Origin of the sequence: Chitinophaga niabensis (assembly GCF_039545795.1) — a bacterium.
Classification (GTDB): Bacteria; Bacteroidota; Bacteroidia; order Chitinophagales; family Chitinophagaceae; genus Chitinophaga; species Chitinophaga niabensis_B.
In genome coordinates this window covers 5,810,525-5,831,054 of sequence record NZ_CP154260.1, presented here as the reverse complement: position 1 = coordinate 5,831,054, position 20,530 = coordinate 5,810,525, and the positions used below count along the sequence as shown (strand labels likewise).

Here is a 20,530-nt window from a genome sequence, read left to right as displayed (position 1 = left end):
TTTATGAAAAGATTAGCGCTCCCTGCATTCTGCTTAGCTATGATAGGCTTTGCCTCTTGTGGAAATGCAGGAAAAACGGAAGAGAAAAAGGATTCACTGGCAATAGGCAGTGAAAATAAAACAGCAACAGAAGCACCTGCCAATGTTTTAACCGAAGCTGAAAAAGCAGAAGGCTGGAAACTCCTGTTCAACGGTACCAACCTGGATGGCTGGAGAATGTACAAGAACAAGGAGAACAAAACCTGGTCTGCCCAGGATGGTACTATTCACTGCACTGGCAGCACTACGGATAAAAGTGATATGCGTGCAGACCTGCTCAGCAATGAGGAGTTTGAGAACTTTGAACTAGTGGCTGACTGGAAAATAGCACCACAAGGGAACAGCGGTATCCTCTACCTGGTAACAGAAGAGTTTGACGCACCTTATATGAGCGGCCCTGAGTATCAACTGATAGACGATGAAAACTTTCCGGAGAAGTTGGAAGACTGGCAGAAATCAGGTGCTAACTACGCTATGAACCCTCCTTCCAAACTGGCTGCAAAACCAGTTGGCGAATGGAACCATACCCGCATTGTGTTAAACAAGGGGCACCTGGAACATTGGCTGAATGGAGAGAAAGTGGTAGATACAGAGATGTGGACGCCGGAGTGGACGAAGAATAAAACTACAGGTAAATGGAAAGACTACAAAGGATATGGCGTTGCTAAGAAAGGCCATATCTGCGTACAGGACCACGGTAGTGAGATCTGGTTTAAGAACGTGAAGATCAAGCAACTGTAGTAGTACAGGTAAAATAGTAAAGGGGCAGCAGGGTTTAGATCCTGCTGCCCCTTTTTTTGTATGCACTGAATAAAGTGAAATGCCGGGTGAATTGGCTTTGGGTAGTGCATAAAAGAAAAGGGGGAAAACTGTTGCTCTCCCCCTTTATAATGAAGTTCATTCACATCCTAGAAGCGTTTGCTCACTGCATCCCAGTTCACCACGTTCCAGAAAGCAGCGAGGTATTCCGCGCGGCGGTTCTGGTATTTGAGGTAGTAGGCATGCTCCCAAACGTCCACACCTAATATAGGCGTGCCCTTTACTTCTGCAACATCCATCAGGGGATTGTCCTGGTTAGGCGTGGAGGAGATCTCCAGTTTGCCATCTTTCACCAGCAGCCATGCCCAGCCGGATCCAAAGCGGGAAACACCGGCAGCATTGAATTTTTCCTTGAATGCATCAAAAGAACCGAAAGTACTGTTGATAGCATCTGCGAGTTTGCCACTGGGTGTACCACCTTTATTAGGTGCCAGGCTTTCCCAGAAAAAGCTGTGGTTCCAGTGACCACCACCGTTGTTGCGCACAGCAGGGCTGATAGCACCAGCTTTGGCAACCAGCTCTTCCAGCGATTTGTTCTCATTCTCTGTGCCGGCAACAGCTTTGTTCAGGTTGTCCACATAAGCCTGGTGGTGTTTGCCGTGATGTATTTCCATCGTTTGCTTGTCGAAATGCGGCTCCAGCGCGTCAGAAGCATACGGCAAAGCAGGAAGTGTAAAAGCCATAATTCAATTTTTTTATGGGTTAAAAAATTATTTTCCCTTGTTAGAAGAACCAAATTTAATGCCTAATACGGTAATTGTCAAACCCTTTCTGGGAAGCCCTGGAATGAAGGGTTGCAGCTTGTTAACGTCAGTTGGATATATGCCTTTTTCTTTTATATTTACATAAAGGTGTTATAACGGTTGTTTAGCATTTAATTATATTCGTATAGCATTCATCGTTAGTTTTCACTATTGTTTGTTTAAAACATAAATATGCAGGACATGGGCACAGAACCACGCGACTCTCTAGATGCGCTGATATCGGAGAATGCGCAATTGCGGAGCCGGCTACAACATTTGGAAAAGATCATAGACAACATGCCGGCTATGCTTTATACGTCCAACAACGCCAAAAAGGCCGTTAACTGGTGTAATAGTAATTTGACAGAAACCCTTGGTTATTCCCTGGAAGAGATCCTTTCCCTTGGTACCCAATTCTTTAAAGAGGTCACTCACCCTGATGATGCCAGCATTCTCACCATGTCACAACAGTCTTTCCAGGAAAAGAAAGGTATGTTCGGAGGGATCATGCGGGTGCGCAAACGTGGGAAAGGAGAATGGTTTTGGGTAGTAGGCCTGGGCATTCCTTTTACTTACGACAAGCTGGGAAATGTGGAAGACGTGATCTGCGTTTTCCTGGATTTCACCCATGCCATAGACACCGGCACCCAGATCAGTGAAGCTTTACGCGCTGTATTAAGACGTAGTAATGAAGACGTACTCAACAAATTGACCGCCCGGGAAAAAGACATTTTCATTTTAGCTGGCCGCGGACACAACAATAAAGAAATAGCCGAAAAGCTCAATTTGAGCAGATACACTGTTGAAACCCACCGGAAGAACATCCGGTTAAAATTAAAGGTTAAAAATACCCCTGAACTTGTTGCCCTTGCAAAACAGATAGGATTGCAATAATGCCACACAAATAAGTGTTTTTTAACATTGATAATCAATTTACATATTTCCAGATGTAATCTGTAATACCCTTCTACAACTGAAGTGTGATGCGGAAATGCGGTCAAAAAATACCCAAGCTTGGGTATTTTCAATCGTGTTAAACTCCACTAATTTAGTAGCCTGAATTATCACGGAGTTCATTTGGATAGTTTTTGAGGTAATACTTATCACTATGATAACCGAAGAAAATGCGTATGATATCCTGGCATTGGATCAAACTGCCACACCCGAAGAAATTGTTACCAGGTATCAAACATTAAAGGACAAGTACAAAAAAATTAAAGAAGAAGCCGATGATCTGAAAACCCAATTAGCCTATCAATTAAAGCAAATTGAGTTGGATGATGTATTTATCTACTTCAAGAAATGCCAAAAGATATAATAGATCTATTAGTATTTCATGCATTGTCGCGTGTTTAACCCACACGGATCATTCGTTGTTTGTTATACTCCAAAAAAATCCACGCAAACCGGCCTTTTAAATCCGCGTGTTTGGAAACCCTGCTTGCCGTTCAATAACGATTACCCATAGTGGAGGATTTTGATTACATTTAGGTTCAAATCCTTTACACTATGGATAACCTTTTTTTGTATATTCTTATTGGGCTGGTCGTTCTCATCCTGTTATCTTCCTTTGTGACTGTGCAACAGGGCACCATTGGTGTGACCACCATCTTTGGCAAGTACAACCGGATATTGATGCCGGGTCTTAACTTCAAAATACCTCTGATCGAAAAGGTATTTAAACGCATCTCTATTCAGAACCGTTCCGTGGAACTGGAATTCCAGGCTATTACGGTGGACCAGGCGAATGTTTATTTCAAAGCCATGTTGCTCTACTCCGTGCTGAACCAGGAGGAGGAGGTCATCAAAAATGTGGCCTTCAAGTTTATGGATGAACGTAGTTTCATGCAGGCGCTGATCCGTACCATCGAAGGTTCCATCCGTGGTTTTGTGGCCACTAAAAAACAGGCGGAAGTACTGGCCCTCCGGAAAGACATTACAGAACATGTAAAAGAACAGATAGACGTTACCCTGGAAACATGGGGATTCCATCTGCAGGATCTTCAATTGAACGATATCACTTTTGATGATGCCATCATGCGCTCTATGGCGCAGGTGGTTGCATCCAATAACCTGAAAGCTGCCGCTGAGAATGAAGGGCAGGCTTTACTGATCACCAAAACCAAAGCAGCAGAAGCAGATGGTAATGCCATTAAGATTGCTGCGGAAGCAGAAAGGCAGGCGGCACAGTTACGTGGCCGTGGTGTGGCGCTGTTCCGGGAAGAGGTGGCCAAAGGTATGAGCATGGCTGCAAAAGAAATGCAACAGGCCAACCTGGATACTTCTGTGATCCTGTTCTCCATGTGGGTGGAAGGGATCAAACATTTCTCTGAGAACTCCCGTGGTAACGTGATCTTCCTGGATGGTTCTTCAGAAGGCATGGATAAAACCATGAAGCAATTGATGAGTTTGAATCAGTTGATGGAAGTGAAAAATGAAACGGCTCCGGCTAAGAAATAATATTTTATGAAAATGGAAAGGCCCGTTCTGAAAAGAGCGGGCCTTTTTTTATGAGATAACATTGTTATGAATCAATTCCGAGATATGCTCTGGCAACACTTTCAGCCTTTGCTCTTGCGATCTCTCCACCTGGAATGATATTTCATAGTTATAAGAGGCATCAATTACATCCTCATCCTTTTTTTTGCATGTCATAAACAGCCCACCACCAGAAATCTTCATCCATCCATTCGGCCCTTAACATTAATCCGGCCCATTCAGCAGTACAATCATCTAAAAGATCTCCCTTCCAGATAATGGGTTCTTTAGCTAACTTTTTTCTTTTATCGTCAGGATTGTCTTAATCTTACCTGTTACTTCCTCCTCGCTGCAAAAAACGCTTTCACCATCTTCAAACTCTCTTCCCCATACAAGCCACTTTCCAGTTTTGTTTTGGGGTGAAAGGGAGAACGTTCTCCCGCTACTCTTCTGTATCCGTTCTTCTCATCTTCCGCACCATATACAATCCTGCCGATCTTGCTCCAGTAGAGGGCACCAGCACACATAAAGCAGGGTTCCAACGTTACATACAAAGTGGCATCCATGAGGTACTTACTGCCTAAATAATTAAACGCAGCGGTGAGTGCAATCATTTCTGCATGTGCCGTACAATCATTCAACATTTCCACCTGGTTGTACCCACGGCCGATAATCTGTTCATTCATCACTACTACTGCGCCAATGGGTACTTCTCCTTTCTCCTGTGCTTTCTGTGCTTCCTTCAAAGCCTGCTGCATGAAATATTCATCACTCATGAAATCATGTTTATAAATTCATCTTCGGAAAGTATTTTGATCGTGTTGATCTTCTTTGCCTTTTCCAGTTTACTTCCCGCATCTTCTCCCACAATGAGGTAATTCAGTTTGCTGCTTACGCCACTTAATAACTTTCCGCCATGTTCTTCTACCATGGCCTCTGCATCACTGCGTTTGAGTTTGCTGAGTGTTCCGGTGAAGAGGAAAGTCTGGCCGCTTAAAGTACCTTCTGCAGAAAGAGAACCTTTCGTACTATGCAGGTTCAGGCCCAGGCGTTCCAGTTCTTTCAATAGGTGGATGTTATCTTCATTGGCGAAGAATTGTTTTACAGAGCCTGCTACTTTGGGGCCAATGTCTTCCAGCGCGAGCAATTGTTCCTCTGTGAAGTTCACCAGGTCCATGAGATGATCTACTGCTTTCGCTAAAGTTTTGGCAGTGGTTTCTCCTACATAACGGATGCCCAGCCCAAAGATCAGGCGATGCAGTGGTTGTGAGCGGGAAGTATCTATAGCAGTTTGCAGGTTTGTGATGGACTTTGGCCCAAAACCATCCAGCTTGGCGATCTCTTCAAAGTTGAGGGTATAAATTCCCTGCACATCTTTTAAGAGGCCCAGTCCATAGAACTTGCGTACCTGGCTTTCTCCCAGGCTGCGGATGTCCATCGCATCTTTGCTTACAAAGTGGATCATACGTTCCACTACCTGTGCTTCACAGCTGAAGTTCACACAACGCCATACACTTTCACCTTCCGGTTTAAAGAGGGCATCATTACATACCGGGCAATTGGTGGGGAATATGATATCCTTTTCACTGCCATCCCGCAGGTCTGCCATGGATTTTACGATGTAGGGAATTACATCTCCTGCTCTTTCTACCAGTACGGTATCTCCTATCTTCAAGTCTTTTTCCCGGATCACATCTTCATTGAACAAACTCATGGAACCTACCATTACACCGCCAATGGGAACGGGATCTATTTTCCCTACAGGAGAAACAGAACCGGTGCGTCCTACCTGGAATTCCACACTGCGGAGTTTACTGGTAGCCTGGCGTGCTTTGAATTTGTAGGCAATGGCCCAGCGGGGGTGATGGGTGGTCATGCCCATTTTATCCTGCAAAGCATAGTCGTTCACTTTGATCACCATGCCGTCTATTTCATAAGGCAGATCATCCCGCTCGGTTTCAAATTTCAGGCAGTGATCTATCACGGCCTGTATGCCGCGTACTATTTTCTTTTCTTTGGCAGGACTGCGGAAACCCAACTGCCACAACATATCCAGCGTGTTGCTGTGTGTGCGTATAGCTTCCGGTTCTTCCTTATCATCCAACATGGTGTGATAGCTCATGTTGTATAAAAAGGCTTCCAGTCCGCGTTTGGCTACTTCATTCGGATCTACGATACGTAAAGAACCGGATGCGGCATTGCGTGGATTGGCCAGTGGCGGCAGGTTTTCTGCAATGCGCTGGTCATTCAGTTTCTTGAAAGTGGTTTTGTTGATCAGCACTTCTCCTCTCAGTTCAATCTGCTGGATACCATATTTAGAGAATCCGGCGGATAAAGGAATAGAGCGGATCTGGCGGATGTTCACGGTTATTTCATCTCCCTGTAATCCATCTCCACGGGTAGCACCACGTACAAGCAGATCATTTTCATAGATGAGTGAAATACTGGCGCCATCGAACTTGGGTTCGATGCAATATTCCAGTTCATCCAGTCCGCTGGCCTCACGGGCTTTGCGGTCCCAGTCGATCAGGTCATCTGCATCGTAGGAGTTCTCCAGGCTGAGCATGGGTACCAGGTGTTGCACGGTAGGGAATACTTTTGTAAGTCCCTGTGCCACACGCTGTGAGGGAGAATCCGGGGTTACCAGTTCAGGATGTGCGGCTTCCAGCTTTTTCAACTGGGAGAACAACTGATCATACTCCTGGTCGCTCAGCACGGGATCGTCCTGAATATAATAGCGCCAGTCGCTATGGCGGATAACATCCCGCAGGGCGGCAATGGTTTCTGTAACATCAGCACCGGGCGCCTGGCTCAGGAGCGTTTTGCCAAGGCGGGCTAATTTGATCTCTGTTTCCTTGTTATACATGATAAGTCAAAAGTCTGCCGTAAATTTAAACTTTAGTTCTATAGTGCGAACGGCCCATCTTAAAATTCTGGTATGAAACAAGTTATCTATACCGTAACCCTTTTCCTCTTTTTTACAGCCTGTGGCCAGCAGAAAGAAAAGGCAGACCTCATTATCCACCACGGCGTTATTTATACAGCAGATTCCCTTTTCAGCGTGGTAGAGGCCATGGCCATTAAAGGAGGAAAGATCCTCGCCCGCGGCAGCAATGAATTTATCCTTCAGCAATATGATACAGATTCCAGCATAGACATAAAAGGAGCAGCCGTGTACCCCGGCTTCAATGATGCCCATGCACATTTTGTGGGATATGGGCAATCACTCCGGCAGGTAGACCTTGTTGGCACAAAGAGCTGGGATGAAGTGATAGAAAGAGTGAGGGCTTTTGGATCGAAGAATGAAACAGCCTGGATAGAAGGAAGGGGCTGGGACCAGAACGACTGGGCTCTCAAAACCTTTCCCAACAAATCCCGGCTGGACAGTTTGTTTCCAACTACACCCGTATTACTGGAACGTATAGATGGCCATGCTGCCATTGCCAACCAGGCTGCATTAGATGCAGCAGGTGTAAAAGCAGGACAAACCCTGACCGGCGGAACCGTAGAAACCATCCAGGGAAAACTAACCGGCATCTTAATAGATAATGCGATCAAGCTGGTGGGTTCAAAAATACCCGCTGCTTCAAAAGAAGAATTCACCATACGCCTGATGGCTGCACAGGAAAAATGCATAGAAGCTGGCCTGACCAGTATTACGGATTGCGGGCTTTCTGTAGCCGATGTTGAAATGATCGGGAAGTTGTATGAAGAAGGTAAACTGCAACTGCGTTTGAATATCATGTTAAGTGACCAGGAAGATAATATCAACTGGCTGCTGAAAAAAGGCCCTTACATCCGGGAGCGCTACCAGGTGAGGAGCATCAAATTCTATGGGGATGGCGCATTAGGTTCCCGTGGCGCCTGCCTGCTGCATGATTATGCAGATAAACCGGGGTGGAAAGGATTTCTGTTGAAAGACGCGAAATACTTTGCAGACAGGGCAACACAACTGGTCAATACAGATATCCAGATGTGTACACATGCCATCGGCGATTCCGCTAACCGCGAGATCCTGAAGATCTATGCAGCAGTATTAAAAGGAAAGAATAACAAACGCTGGCGGATAGAACATGCGCAGGTATTGGATTCCGTGGACTTTCACTGGTTCGGGGACGACAACATTGTACCTTCCGTTCAACCCACACATGCCACTTCAGATATGTACTGGGCGGGAGACCGTTTGGGAGATAAACGGCTGCATTATGCGTATGCGTTTAAGGACCTGTTGAAACAGAATGGCTGGATACCATTGGGAACAGACTTTCCGGTAGAGGATATCAGCCCGCTGCGTACTTTCTATGCCGCCGTTGTACGGAAGGATAGTAAAGGGTTCCCGGCCGGCGGGTTTCAAAAGGAGAATGCACTTACAAGAGAAGAAGCCCTGAAAGGCATGACCATCTGGGCGGCGCGCGCTTCTTTTGAAGAACATCAAAAGGGCAGCCTGGAACCCGGTAAGGTGGCGGATTTTGTGATCACCAACCAGGACCTGATGAAAGTGCCCGAAGAAAAAATACTGAACACACAGATCATTGCCACATATATTTACGGCAAAGCGTTGCATCAGTTATAAATTTGCTATATTTAATACATTCCACGATTAAGTAGTATGTACACCAAAAACATTAACACCCATCTAACCGAGATCAAAGATTATTTTAAAGCAGCTATCTCCATCGATTGTGTAATATTCGGCTTTGACGAGGATGAACTGAAAGTACTGCTCATTGAATCCGATCTCAAAGAGTTCAAAGGAAAATGGTCATTGCTGGGAGACATCGTTCATCCTGATGAAGATCTGGAAACGGCTGCCTACCGGGTATTGCGTGAGCGTACAGGTTTGGAGGATGTGTATATGGAACAGGTGCAGGCTTTTGGTGGTCTTAATCGCCATCCTGCCGGAAGGGTGATCACCATTGCTTACTATTCACTGGTGAACATACAACACGTAGAATTAAAGACCCATTCCAACGAACTCCACTGGCATGCGGTAAAGGATATCAAACAGATGGCTTTTGACCATAAGGACATTCTGGCCACCTGTTACCAACGCCTGCAGCATAAAGTGATTGAGCAGCCCGTGGGCTTCAACCTGCTGCCCAAGAAGTTTTCCCTCCGTGAATTACAGAACCTCTATGAAGCTATCCTGGATGTGAAGCTGGACAGGCGCAACTTCCGCAAGAAATTCTTTGCCATGGATTACCTGATAGACCTGAATGAAGAAGAGCAGGAGGTAAGGCACCGCCCGGCCAAATTGTATGGCTTCAACCAGGATAAGTACAACCAGCAACACAAGAAAAGTCTTGGTTTTTGATAGGATTTTAACCTCTCGCTAAAATAATTTCAAGCATCAGAATGCTTTTCCCTGTGCGTTTTGGAGGGTGGTATGCCCCTGCCATGGCAGATTCCCTATTCCTGCATATTTCAAGGAATTGCCAGGGAAATTTGTTTTTTAACAAAATTTTAATTAAGATTGTGTAAGATATACACAGTGTGTATCCTTATTGATTTCACAGTAGCCAGACAACCAAAAATCTTAAAAAGACCAGAATCATTTTAAAATTCCAGCAAACCCGTTTTCGCTCGTCACAGTAGCCACTAAAGGTGGTTTCAAAAATATTATATATCGCGTTTTATCGATTCCACGTTATGACCTGGCAGAATTGATGCATGTACATTTTTTCTGCTGAAGAGGCTGTTTACGAAGGTTCGTTCCTTTCTATGCAGCCTCTTTCGTTTTTATCCATTCATAACCGATTGCGGTTAAACAATTTCCAAGGATTATCTCTTCTTATTCAATTGATACTAATTCTCTGCTGCAACGTGCTACAGCCGCTATTTTCGTAACTTGCATTCCTTATGTCATATACACCACAACACAAGGTTCGCATTGTTACAGCAGCCGCTCTTTTTGATGGACACGATGCTGCCATCAATATCATGCGCCGGATCATGCAAAGTACAGGAGCAGAAGTGATCCACCTGGGTCATAACCGTTCTGCTGCAGAAATTGTTGACTGTGCCATCCAGGAAGATGCACAGGGTATTGCCGTTACTTCTTACCAGGGAGGGCATATTGAGTTCTTCAAATACATGTACGACCTGTTGAAGGAAAAGAACTGTGGCCATATCCGCATTTTTGGTGGTGGCGGCGGTACTATCCTTCCTTCAGAAATTGAAGAGCTGCATGCTTATGGCATCACCCGGATCTATTCTCCGGATGATGGACGCAAGTTTGGTTTGGGCGGGATGATAGAAGATGTGGTGCGCCAGTGTGATTTTGAAACCGTGCAAAAGGGGGAATGGGACCTTGCTAAGGTAAAACTTACGCAAAACGATGCGCCGGAAATAGCGAAAGCCATTACCTACGCAGAGAACTTTGCGATGAATGGCCAACTGGCAGGACTGAAAGCCCTGGCAGGAAAAACACCTGTTGTGGGTATAACAGGTACCGGTGGTGCCGGTAAAAGCAGTGTAACGGATGAACTCGTCCGCCGCTTCTTACATGAATATGATAATAAAACCATCGCGGTTATTTCAGTAGACCCTTCCAAGAAAAAAACCGGAGGTGCCTTATTGGGAGACCGTATCCGGATGAACAGCATCCACCATCCCCGTGCATACATGCGTTCCCTTGCCACCCGCGAAAGTGATAAGGCTATTAGCCTGCACATCCAGGAAGCAATAGATATCTGTAAAGCGGCCGCCTTTGATTTTATTATCCTGGAAACTTCCGGTATCGGGCAAAGTGATACAGCGATCGTAGATTATTGTGATGTGGCTTTATATATTATGACACCGGAATATGGTGCCGCCTCTCAGTTGGAAAAGATCAACATGCTGGATTACGCTGATCTGATCGCCATTAATAAATTTGATAAAGCCGGCGCACTGGATGCCTTGCATGATGTGCGCAAACAATATAAACGTAACAACGGATTGTGGGATGCCAAAGATGAAGACCTGCCGGTAGTAGGTACCATTGCTTCCCAGTTCAATGATCCCGGTGTGAATCAGTTATTCAGCAGGCTCATGCATCGCATCGTGGAAAAAACGAGCGTGCATTTTGGAGAAGACAAACCGGATAAACCTGTTTATGAAACTTCCACCAAATCCCTCATCATTCCGCCATCGCGCGTACGTTACCTCGCAGAGATCGGGGAAAGTATTGCAGCATATAGTAGTTGGGTAAATGAACAATGTGCTATTGCCACACAATGGTACCAGGTAGAAGGGGTGTTAAAAGTACCGGGGCTTTCGCAGGTAGAAGAACTGGAAGAGATCAGCCGCCATTTGCAATCACAGCTGAATGCAGAATGTAAAGCCCTGATCACCGGCTGGCCTGCATTGCAGGAGAAATATACAGCAGATTATTATGCCTTCCAGGTGAGGGATAAAGAGATCAAACTGCCTTTGTATACAGAAAGCCTATCTCATTCCCGCATCCCTAAAATTTCTTTACCGCAGTATAAAGACTGGGGCGATATCCTCCGCTGGCAACTAATGGAAAACCTGCCGGGAGAATTTCCTTATGCAGCAGGTGTATTCCCGCTGAAACGGGAAGGAGAAGATCCAACAAGGATGTTTGCCGGAGAAGGTGGTCCTGAAAGAACAAACAAACGCTTCCACTATGTGTCTGTAGACCAGCCCGCCAAAAGGCTTTCCACGGCTTTTGACAGCGTAACATTATATGGAGAAGATCCGGCTTATCGTCCGGATATCTATGGAAAGATCGGTAACTCCGGTGTGAGCATTGCCACAGTGGATGATGCCAAGAAATTATACAGCGGTTTTGATCTCTGCGATCCCAAGACCTCTGTGTCCATGACCATCAATGGCCCCGCGCCTATCCTGCTGGCCTTCTTTATGAATGCCGCCATCGATCAGCAGTGTGAGAAATACATTGCGGAGAATGGATTGACGGATAAGGTGAATGCGATCATTAAAAAGAAATTCAAAGATCATCCTGTATATGCCGGTGAACTGCCACATGGCAATAATGGCCTGGGGCTTCAGCTGCTGGGGATTTCAGGGAGTGATGTACTGGAACCTGAAGTATATAAAAAACTGAAGGCATATGCATTGAGCACTGTGCGTGGTACTGTGCAGGCTGATATCCTGAAGGAAGACCAGGCGCAGAACACCTGTATCTTCTCTACGGAATTTGCGCTGAAACTGATGGGGGATGTGCAGGAATATTTCATCACCCGCAAAGTGCGTAATTTCTATTCTGTGAGTATCTCAGGATACCATATTGCAGAGGCAGGTGCTAATCCTATTACACAACTGGCATTTACGCTCGCTAACGGCTTTACGTATGTAGAATATTACCTGAGCCGTGGCATGAACATCGATGATTTTGCACCGAACCTTTCTTTCTTCTTCAGTAATGGCATGGACCCTGAATATGCAGTGATCGGCCGTGTTGCAAGGAGGATCTGGGCAAAAGCTATCAAGTATAAATACAAGGGGAATGACCGTTCACAGAAGCTGAAATATCATATCCAGACCTCAGGCCGTAGCTTGCATGCGCAGGAAATAGATTTCAATGATATCCGTACCACCTTGCAGGCATTGTATGCGATCTACGATAACTGTAACTCACTGCATACAAATGCTTATGATGAAGCCATCACCACACCAACAGAAGAAAGTGTGCGCCGCGCAATGGCTATTCAGCTGATCATCAACAGGGAGTTAGGTACAGCCAATAATGAAAACCCTAACCAGGGAAGTTTCTTTATTGAGGAACTGACGGACCTGGTGGAAGAAGCTGTGCTGGCTGAGTTTGAGCGTATCACAGAAAGAGGTGGTGTATTGGGTGCAATGGAAAGAATGTATCAGCGGAATAAGATACAGGAAGAAAGCCTGTATTATGAATCACTGAAACATACCGGGGAATTCCCGATCATTGGGGTGAATACTTTCCTGAATAAAAATGGTTCACCTACAGTGATCCCGATGGAAGTGATCCGTTCCACAACAGAAGAAAAAGAGTTCCAGATCAATACACTGCTGTCTTTTAAAGAAAGACATTCCTTTGATGCAGGGGAAAAGCTGAAACGCTTGCAGGAAGTAGCCGTACAGAACGGGAACCTTTTTGAGGAGTTGATGGAAACGGTGAAATATTGTTCGCTGGGAGAGATCACGAATGCCTTGTACGAAGTGGGTGGGCAGTATAGAAGGAATATGTAGGCTGTAGTGGGTGGTAAACAACTACCTGATCAAGTAAATAAGGCCGGTCATATAAGTGGCAGATACTTCTGTTCAACAAAGAACAAACCGTTGAAGTGAGTGACACAACGGCGGCTGAGTAAAGCGCAAAAGCAGACCACATCAACATTTATATTATAAAAAGCCCGGGTATTCCAACACCCGGGCTTTTATATTATCTTTCCGGTATGCAACCGGCATCAACTTATCAACAACGCATCGACTTATTTAAGAAACAACTGGCACAGACGGAAGGCCATCTGAAGAACCTGAGCGTGGCGCGCCTTGTATGTTTCATTGGTATATTATTTACAGGCTGGCAGTATTTTAGCACCAGTTTCGAACTGATCTGGATAATTTTTGTAGCCCTGCTGGTGACCGCTTTTATAGCCTCGCTTGTATTCTACCAGAAAGCAAAAGACCGCGAAGCCTTACTGAGAGGCCTGCTGCGGTTGAACCAGAAAGAATTGCGTGTAGTAACAGAACAGATCGCGGAGTTCGAAGACGGAGAAGAATTCATCAACGATCAACATGATTTTTCCGGCGACCTGGATGTTTTTGGGCCTTCTTCTCTTTTTCAATACCTGAACAGAACAGGTACCTATTCCGGAAAACAACACCTGGCTGCTACATTGCAAACGCCTTTAACGGAGCCTTCAAAGATAACAGCCGTGCAGGATGCTGTGAAGGTGTTATCTGCAGAAATAGATTTCCGCCAGCACTTTACGGCACACGCAGAATTAGCGGATGAAGGAAAAGATGATGTGCGCGGTATTCAACAATGGTTGGATGCACCGATGCAATTCATTCAAAAGAAAGCTTTGTACATTGCTAGTTGGGTGATGCCGGTATTGGTGTTGCTGGCCATTGTATACTACGCGGTGACAGGTAATTATGTTTATTTCATTTTGAGTTTGATGGTGAACTGGTGCATCCTGCTGCTGAATGTAGCAAAGGTTACCGCCATGCATAACCTGCTTTCCAATAAAGAAAAGGTACTGAAGAAACTGGCGATGCTGCTGCAAATGATCAAACAGGCAGACTGGAAAGGATCGTCCCTGTTGCAGGAACAGCAGCAAACTGCCGCAGAAGCGGATAAGGCCATGCATCAACTGGCAAAGATCAGTAATCAACTGGACCAGCGCCTCAACTTACTTGTGGGCGTAGTACTTAATTCCGTGATCCTCTATGATCTGCATTGCGCATTTAGATTAGAGCGCTGGAAAGAACGGTATAGAAATAAACTAAGTACATGGACGGGCGTGATCGCACAACTGGAAACGGCGAACAGCCTGGCTACTTTTGCTTACAATCATCCCAACTATACTTATCCGCAGGTCACTGCCACGCAAGGCGTGAAAGGCACTGCTATAGGCCATCCCCTGATCCCCACAGCAGAGAGTGTAACGAATGACTGCAGCATCGGGCATGGGGAACAGTTCTTAATTATCACAGGTTCCAACATGTCCGGCAAAAGTACTTTCCTGCGAAGCGTAGGCGTGAACTGGTTGCTGGCCATGACGGGTGCGCCGGTATGTGCAGCCAGTTTTTCCTGTAGCCCCCTGCGTATTATGACTTCCATGCGGATCAAAGATTCCATTGCGCGGCATACTTCTTACTTCCAGGCAGAATTGCTACGTCTGCAACATATTATTGAAGTATTAAAAACAGGGCAGCCCGTTTTCATCATCCTCGATGAAATACTCAAAGGCACCAACTCAGAAGATAAACTCTCCGGCTCGCAACAGCTGATCCGGCATTTCCTGCGTTACAGTTGTTTGGGTATGATTGCCACACATGACCTGGAACTGGGTGCCCTGGAAGCGGAAAATCCGCAGCATATCCGGAATTATTGTTTTGAAAGTTCCCTGGAAAACGGGCAGCTGCATTTCGATTACCGTATGCGGCCAGGTATTGCCAGGAATAAAAATGCCACCTTCCTCATGAAACAGATGGGAATTATTTAATTTGCCGTTGCTAATAAAATTAGTACATTTACTAAAATTATTAGTGTCTATGACGCTCCCATTTTCCGACACACCATTAGAAAATCCTTACTACAAAGGGAGAGGCGCCCAACTGAACCCTAAGAACAGGTTCCTGGCAGAGGAATACGCCAAAGAACATCCTGAAGCTATCGATGAATGGTGGCAGGCGGATGTGCCTACCCAGATCTTTGAGGAACATTCCAAAACGCTTGTCAATAAGGTGGATAGTCCTGATGTGGGCATGTGGTATTCCATGAACCCCTACCAAGGATGTGAGCACGGCTGTATCTATTGTTACGCCCGGAACTCACATCAATATTGGGGCTTTAGTGCAGGCCTTGATTTTGAAAGGAAGATCGTGGTGAAGAACAATGCCCCGGAACTATTACGTAAATTCCTGAACAACAAGAACTGGGTGCCTAAACCACTTTCGCTGTCCGGCAACACAGACTGTTACCAGCCTATAGAACGCAAAATGTTCATCACGCGGCAGTTGCTGGAAGTGGCTTTGGAATATAAACAGCCCATTGGCATCATCACCAAAAATTCCCTGGTACTGAGAGATAAATATATCCTGCAGCAAATGGCGGAGCAGAAGCTGGTGTGTGTATACATCTCCCTCACTTCTTTACAGGAAGATCTGCGGCAGAAGATGGAACCCCGCACAGCCACTGCGGCGCAGCGTTTGAAGGTGATCAGGGAGTTGTCTGAATTAGGTGTTCCGGTTGGGGTGATGACGGCACCGATCATTCCCGGGTTAACAGATCATGAGATCCCGCGTTTGCTGGAGCAGGCTTCTGCAAATGGAGCTAAGTATGCTGGGTATACGGTGGTGCGTTTGAACGATGCTGTGAAGATCATCTTCAATGATTGGTTGTATAAGAATTTCCCGGACAGGGCCGATAAAGTGTGGCACCTGATTGAAAGTATGCATGGCGGAAAAGTGAATGATAGTGATTTTGGAAGACGGATGCGTGGAGAAGGGAATATTGCAGAGTTGATCAAGCAGCAGTTTAAGGTGCACACAAAAAGGCTGGGGATGAACCAGGAACGGTTTGAGTTTAATACTTCATTGTTTCAAAGGCCTACGAGTCAGTTGAGTTTGTTTTGAGGGTATTATGAATTTCGATGCCTTCAGATTTAATTATCTGAAGGCTTTTTTGTGCATAAGTTTTTATACCTAACTATTCCCCCTGATAGCTTCTTTATCAACTCATACTATGTATGACAGAACAGCAAAACATAGAATATAAACAATCATGGAGGGATGAATATCTTAAATGGATATGTGGTTTTGCAAATGCGCAAGGAGGTAAGATATTTATTGGTGTGGATGATAAGGGTGTGATAACCGGAGTTGATGAATATAAAAAGATGATGGATGATATACCCAACAAAGTTGTTAACCATTTAGGGTTGGTTGTTGATGTTAACCTACATCAGAAGGAAGAGAAATACTATCTTGAAATTGATATTCCGGTAAGTAATGTACCAATATCTTATCATGGTGCTTACCATTATCGTAGTGGAAGCACTAAGCAGGAATTAAAAGGAATATCGCTACAGCATTTGCTATTGAATAAGATTGGAAAGAAATGGGAGGATATACCGGTGGAAAGTGCCTTTTTGAAGGATCTCAATAAAACCACAATTCAAGCATTCATTGTTAAAGCGATTGAGAAGGATCGAATACCTGCAGATACATCTAAAATTAGCACTGAACTTCTTGTAAAGAATCTTGGCCTTATGACAGAGCAAGGGCAGCTAACCAATGCGGCAATACTGCTTTTTGGAAATAATCCCTCAAAGGTTAATGTTACTGCAAGTTTCAAAATAGGGAGATTTGGAGAATCAAGCCACGATCTGTTGTTCCAGGATATCGTTGAGACAAATATTTTCGAAATGCCAGATAAGGTGATGGAGATTCTAAAAGCCAAATATCTCGTTCGTCCTATTTCATATGAAGGACTCGAAAGGATGGAGCCATTGGAATACCCGGAGCAGGCTTTGAGGGAAGCCATATTAAATGCGATTATTCATAAAGACTATTCGAGTACTTATACGTTTCTTCGGGTGTACGATGACCGCCTGCATATATGGAATCCAGGAAGTTTACCAGAAGAATTGAGTGTCGAACAGTTAAAAACGGACCATTCCTCTTATCCTCGCAACCGGAATATTGCGAATGTATTTTTTAAAGCTGGTTACATTGAATCCTGGGGTAGAGGGACAGTTAAAATAATCGATGCATGTTTCGAGGCAGGGTTACCAGAACTATTGATAAAAGAGGAGCAGGGTGGTTTTAGTATTACGTTCTTTAAGGAATTTACAGAGGAATTTTTAAGAAGGCAGAATCTGGAAGAGCGACAGATTGCAGCACTGCTATATATTAAAGAGCATGGGAAAATCAACAATGCTCAATACCAGGAGCTGGCCAATGTTTCTAAGCGAACCGCTTCACGAGATCTACAAGAACTCATTGAAAAAGGGGTTATAAAGAAATCAGGAACTACCGGAAAGGGAACTAATTATACTTTTCAACCAAGGAGAATGTGGGATTCCTAAAGGGGCCAAAAAATGGGTCAAAGGGGCCAAATAGGGGCCAAATGGGGGGTAAAGGGGCCATGGAAAATATTCATATTTATTTAAAATATTTAAAATCAATTAGTAATAAAATTGAGCGTTTGAATGATTATAACACCGACTTTTTGCCTTCTACTTCAAAGCTTCGCAGAACAATACTTACAAAACCTGGCATCATGATCATGCCCTTCCCGCCCACAGGAAGGACAAGCCTGGCTTTCCTGCTTTTGATTTTTAGCGGCAAGCGCCATCTCCGTAGTAACAATCCCGGTAGGTACTGCTATGATGCCATAACCCAGCAACATAATAAAACTGGCGATGATCTTACCAAGCGGAGTAACAGGTGCTATATCCCCATAACCTACCGTTGTAATAGTAACAATAGCCCAGTAAACAGATTGAGGGATGCTGGTGAATCCATTGGTGCGGCCTTCTACCAGGTATATCACAGAACCAAGGATAACAACAGTACTGAGCACAAACAAAATGAAAATGCTGATCTTCCGGACACTGTTTGTTACTGCTACGTATAAAAAGCGCATCTCTGATAAAAAATGCACCAGCCGGAATATCCGGAATACTCTTAATAAACGCAATGCCCGGAGCACCAGTAAAGATTGTGCGCCGATATATAGAAAACTCAGATAGCTGGGAATAATAGCCAGCAGATCTATAATACCCAATACACTGAACACATACCTGAAGGGCCTGCGGATGCAGAGCAGCCTTAGGATGTATTCTGCAGTAAAAGCCAAAGTGAAAAACCATTCCATGATAAAGAAGAACCTGCCATAAGTTTCATGTAGTTCTTCCACACTGTCCAGCATCACTATTATAATACTGATAATAATAAAAGCCAGCAGGGTGACATCGAATATTTTTCCGGCTTTGGTGTGAGATTCGTAAATGACTTCATGCAACCTGGATTGCCATGAGCGAACAGCTGTAGTATCTGGGCTTTCCTGTTTCATGATTGAATTTACTGAAAAATACTAATCCCTCAGATAAGGATATGAGAAGGCCTTCCATATTCCATCTATCCTCATCAAGCCTCCGAGGTTGATCTTTACTTCTTTGTCTCCGGATTTAAATGTTGTTGGCCCTACCACACTTTCCACGGAGAGTTGTTCATTTTGCAGGTAGGTTCTGCCGTTATCTATATACTGTAAATCGTTCAGCTTTGCGATGTGCCGTTTCAACCGCTCAAACCACATGTCCGGAATATTTTCAAGTGTATATGCTTTAGTGCGGAGGTCATATAAAAGCGGCGAATCTTTGAAGCCGCTTCGTTCTAAAAATGCTACGGTGTGTTGGTCTGCCGTTACATTTTTGCAGAATGCGCGGAGCGTGGAGTCATTCTTTGAATTGACGGCAGTTACAAATGCTTCAAGCAGGGTTTTCAGGTTTGAGTAACCTCCGCCATCCAATGGACTGAATCTACCGGGATCTCCCTGGGTATTGATGGTGCTCATTTCTTTTCCCTTAAAAACACTTGCTTCACCATCTACAAAAACGCCAATATGATCATAGGACGCTTTCGTGATCACACGGCCTTGTGCATCTATTGCTTTGCATTGACCATTGTTGCACACCTTGTAGAATCCTCCGGATAAACTTTGAATATCGTCATACTGAAAATCGGCCAGCTTCTTTTTTGACAGATCGATCAGGCCATATTTTCCCTTTAGCATAGCCAATAGGGGCTGTTTACTGTCTTTAAGAGACAAAAACTTCAACAGGTCATATTCGATAAGGAGAAGTGGATGGTTCTGTGTATTGATCACTCCATATTTATTATTGGATGTTACGATGAAGTTGCCATCGCAGGCATCTTCTATTTTGTCGTATGCAGGAGGTATACACAGTGTTTTTGCCTTTGCATCCCACAGGCCCTTTTTTGAATTATCTGTAACAATGTAGTACCGCAAAGGTTTGGAATCGCTATTCCTATAACGATCAATAGATGCGTACCGGTTTGCTAAGAGTACCTTTCCTTCTTTTGATATAATGCCTTTCAGACCTTTCTGTTTTACAACGTATGCATTGTCTATGCCTTCCATTTCTTCATACTGAAAAGGAACTTTTATTTCCCCCTGTAAATTGATGATCCCCCATTTCCCTCCCATGGAGGCCGGGAAGGGCTGGCCTTTTTCATAATAATTGAACTTGTCGTATTGAATAGCGAGCACTTGTTTATGCCGTATATCGATGAAACCGAATAATCCATTTTTCTTTACTTTAAATACAAAATCATTGGAGGAAAGCGCTTCCTCAAAATGATCTTTAGAAGAGATATTATAGAACTCCAGTTGCTGGTATTCGAAAGGGATGATCACTTTTCCCTGTGCATTCAGTACGCCGAAACCTCCCTGCTGTTTAGCAATTACATAGGGGAAAGCATCTGTGATCTTCTCTATCTGATCGTATTCGAATGGGATCAGGAGCTCTATAGTTCTTGTATTAAGCAAACCCATCTTTCCATTTTGTTGTGTAGGTTTTGCGTCTTTAAAGGGAAGCTTTTCCGGTTCTTTGTATATAGGAGTTTCTTCCTGGGAATAGGCAGTGCCGGAGATGAGGCAAAGCAGGATAAAATACAGCGGTTTCATAGCAAGGATATAGGTTTTCATTTCCAATTTACGGCTTTCTTCCTGTAACTTATTATTATTT

At 44.5% G+C, this 20,530-nt stretch carries 15 protein-coding genes; 10 read left to right on the top strand and 5 right to left on the bottom strand.

Features of this window, described 5'->3' with window-relative positions; all coding sequences use genetic code 11:
• The first annotated feature begins 3 nt into the window (after positions 1 to 3).
• Positions 4 to 780: a 3-keto-disaccharide hydrolase gene (locus AAHN97_RS23145; protein WP_343304485.1), complete on the top strand. Its 777-nt coding sequence runs from the start codon at positions 4 to 6 to the stop codon at positions 778 to 780.
• 167 nt (positions 781 to 947) lie between these two features.
• On the opposite strand, the gene AAHN97_RS23140 is transcribed toward AAHN97_RS23145, so the two are convergent.
• Positions 948 to 1,541, bottom strand: coding sequence for a superoxide dismutase (locus AAHN97_RS23140; protein ID WP_074241924.1), 594 nt, complete (start codon positions 1,539 to 1,541; stop codon positions 948 to 950).
• Positions 1,542 to 1,802: 261 nt separating this feature from the next.
• On the opposite strand from AAHN97_RS23140, the gene AAHN97_RS23135 reads away from it, so the two are divergent.
• The 3 genes from AAHN97_RS23135 (at position 1,803) to AAHN97_RS23125 (ending at position 4,061) form a co-directional block, all read left to right on the top strand.
• Entirely contained in the window at positions 1,803 to 2,495 is a 693-nt protein-coding gene (locus AAHN97_RS23135; protein ID WP_343304484.1) for a LuxR C-terminal-related transcriptional regulator, read from the top strand.
• Between the two features lie 214 nt (positions 2,496 to 2,709).
• Positions 2,710 to 2,919: a hypothetical protein gene (locus AAHN97_RS23130; protein ID WP_074241926.1), complete on the top strand. Its 210-nt coding sequence runs from the start codon at positions 2,710 to 2,712 to the stop codon at positions 2,917 to 2,919.
• Between the two features lie 191 nt (positions 2,920 to 3,110).
• Positions 3,111 to 4,061, top strand: coding sequence for an SPFH domain-containing protein (locus AAHN97_RS23125; protein WP_343304483.1), 951 nt, complete (start codon positions 3,111 to 3,113; stop codon positions 4,059 to 4,061).
• 353 nt (positions 4,062 to 4,414) lie between these two features.
• On the opposite strand, the gene AAHN97_RS23120 is transcribed toward AAHN97_RS23125, so the two are convergent.
• Positions 4,415 to 4,855, bottom strand: a complete 441-nt coding sequence (locus AAHN97_RS23120; RefSeq protein ID WP_343304482.1) for a nucleoside deaminase — start codon at positions 4,853 to 4,855, stop codon at positions 4,415 to 4,417.
• Entirely contained in the window at positions 4,852 to 6,945 is a 2,094-nt protein-coding gene (gene ligA, locus AAHN97_RS23115) for an NAD-dependent DNA ligase LigA (RefSeq protein ID WP_343304481.1), read from the bottom strand. The genes AAHN97_RS23120 and ligA overlap by 4 nt, the downstream gene beginning before the upstream one ends.
• A 72-nt stretch (positions 6,946 to 7,017) precedes the next feature.
• Between ligA and AAHN97_RS23110 the strand changes: the two genes are divergently transcribed.
• The 6 genes from AAHN97_RS23110 to AAHN97_RS23085 all read left to right on the top strand — a co-directional run bounded on the left by AAHN97_RS23110 (position 7,018) and on the right by AAHN97_RS23085 (position 17,845).
• A complete protein-coding gene (locus AAHN97_RS23110) occupies positions 7,018 to 8,652 on the top strand; it encodes an amidohydrolase (protein WP_343304480.1) in 1,635 nt (544 codons plus the stop codon).
• Between the two features lie 36 nt (positions 8,653 to 8,688).
• Entirely contained in the window at positions 8,689 to 9,393 is a 705-nt protein-coding gene (locus AAHN97_RS23105; protein WP_343304479.1) for an NrtR DNA-binding winged helix domain-containing protein, read from the top strand.
• A gap of 545 nt (positions 9,394 to 9,938) precedes the next feature.
• A complete protein-coding gene (locus AAHN97_RS23100; protein WP_343304478.1) occupies positions 9,939 to 13,274 on the top strand; it encodes a methylmalonyl-CoA mutase family protein in 3,336 nt (1,111 codons plus the stop codon).
• Between the two features lie 206 nt (positions 13,275 to 13,480).
• Positions 13,481 to 15,259 (top strand): MutS-related protein, encoded by a 1,779-nt coding sequence (locus AAHN97_RS23095; protein WP_343304477.1) that lies wholly within the window; start codon positions 13,481 to 13,483, stop codon positions 15,257 to 15,259.
• A 49-nt stretch (positions 15,260 to 15,308) separates the two neighbouring features.
• The gene (locus tag AAHN97_RS23090) at positions 15,309 to 16,391 is read left to right on the top strand and encodes a PA0069 family radical SAM protein (RefSeq protein WP_343304476.1); all 1,083 of its coding nucleotides are present in this window, start codon (positions 15,309 to 15,311) and stop codon (positions 16,389 to 16,391) included.
• 113 nt (positions 16,392 to 16,504) lie between these two features.
• Positions 16,505 to 17,845 carry an ATP-binding protein gene (locus tag AAHN97_RS23085; RefSeq protein ID WP_343304475.1) on the top strand — a complete coding sequence of 447 codons (1,341 nt, stop codon included), beginning with the start codon at positions 16,505 to 16,507 and terminating at the stop codon, positions 17,843 to 17,845.
• 155 nt (positions 17,846 to 18,000) lie between these two features.
• Here the strand turns inward: AAHN97_RS23085 and AAHN97_RS23080 are convergent, their stop codons facing one another.
• Positions 18,001 to 18,834: an ion transporter gene (locus AAHN97_RS23080; RefSeq protein WP_343304474.1), complete on the bottom strand. Its 834-nt coding sequence runs from the start codon at positions 18,832 to 18,834 to the stop codon at positions 18,001 to 18,003.
• A gap of 21 nt (positions 18,835 to 18,855) precedes the next feature.
• On the bottom strand, positions 18,856 to 20,469 hold the full coding sequence (locus tag AAHN97_RS23075) for a WG repeat-containing protein (protein ID WP_343304473.1): 1,614 nt from the start codon (positions 20,467 to 20,469) through the stop codon (positions 18,856 to 18,858).
• Positions 20,470 to 20,530 lie beyond the last annotated feature (61 nt).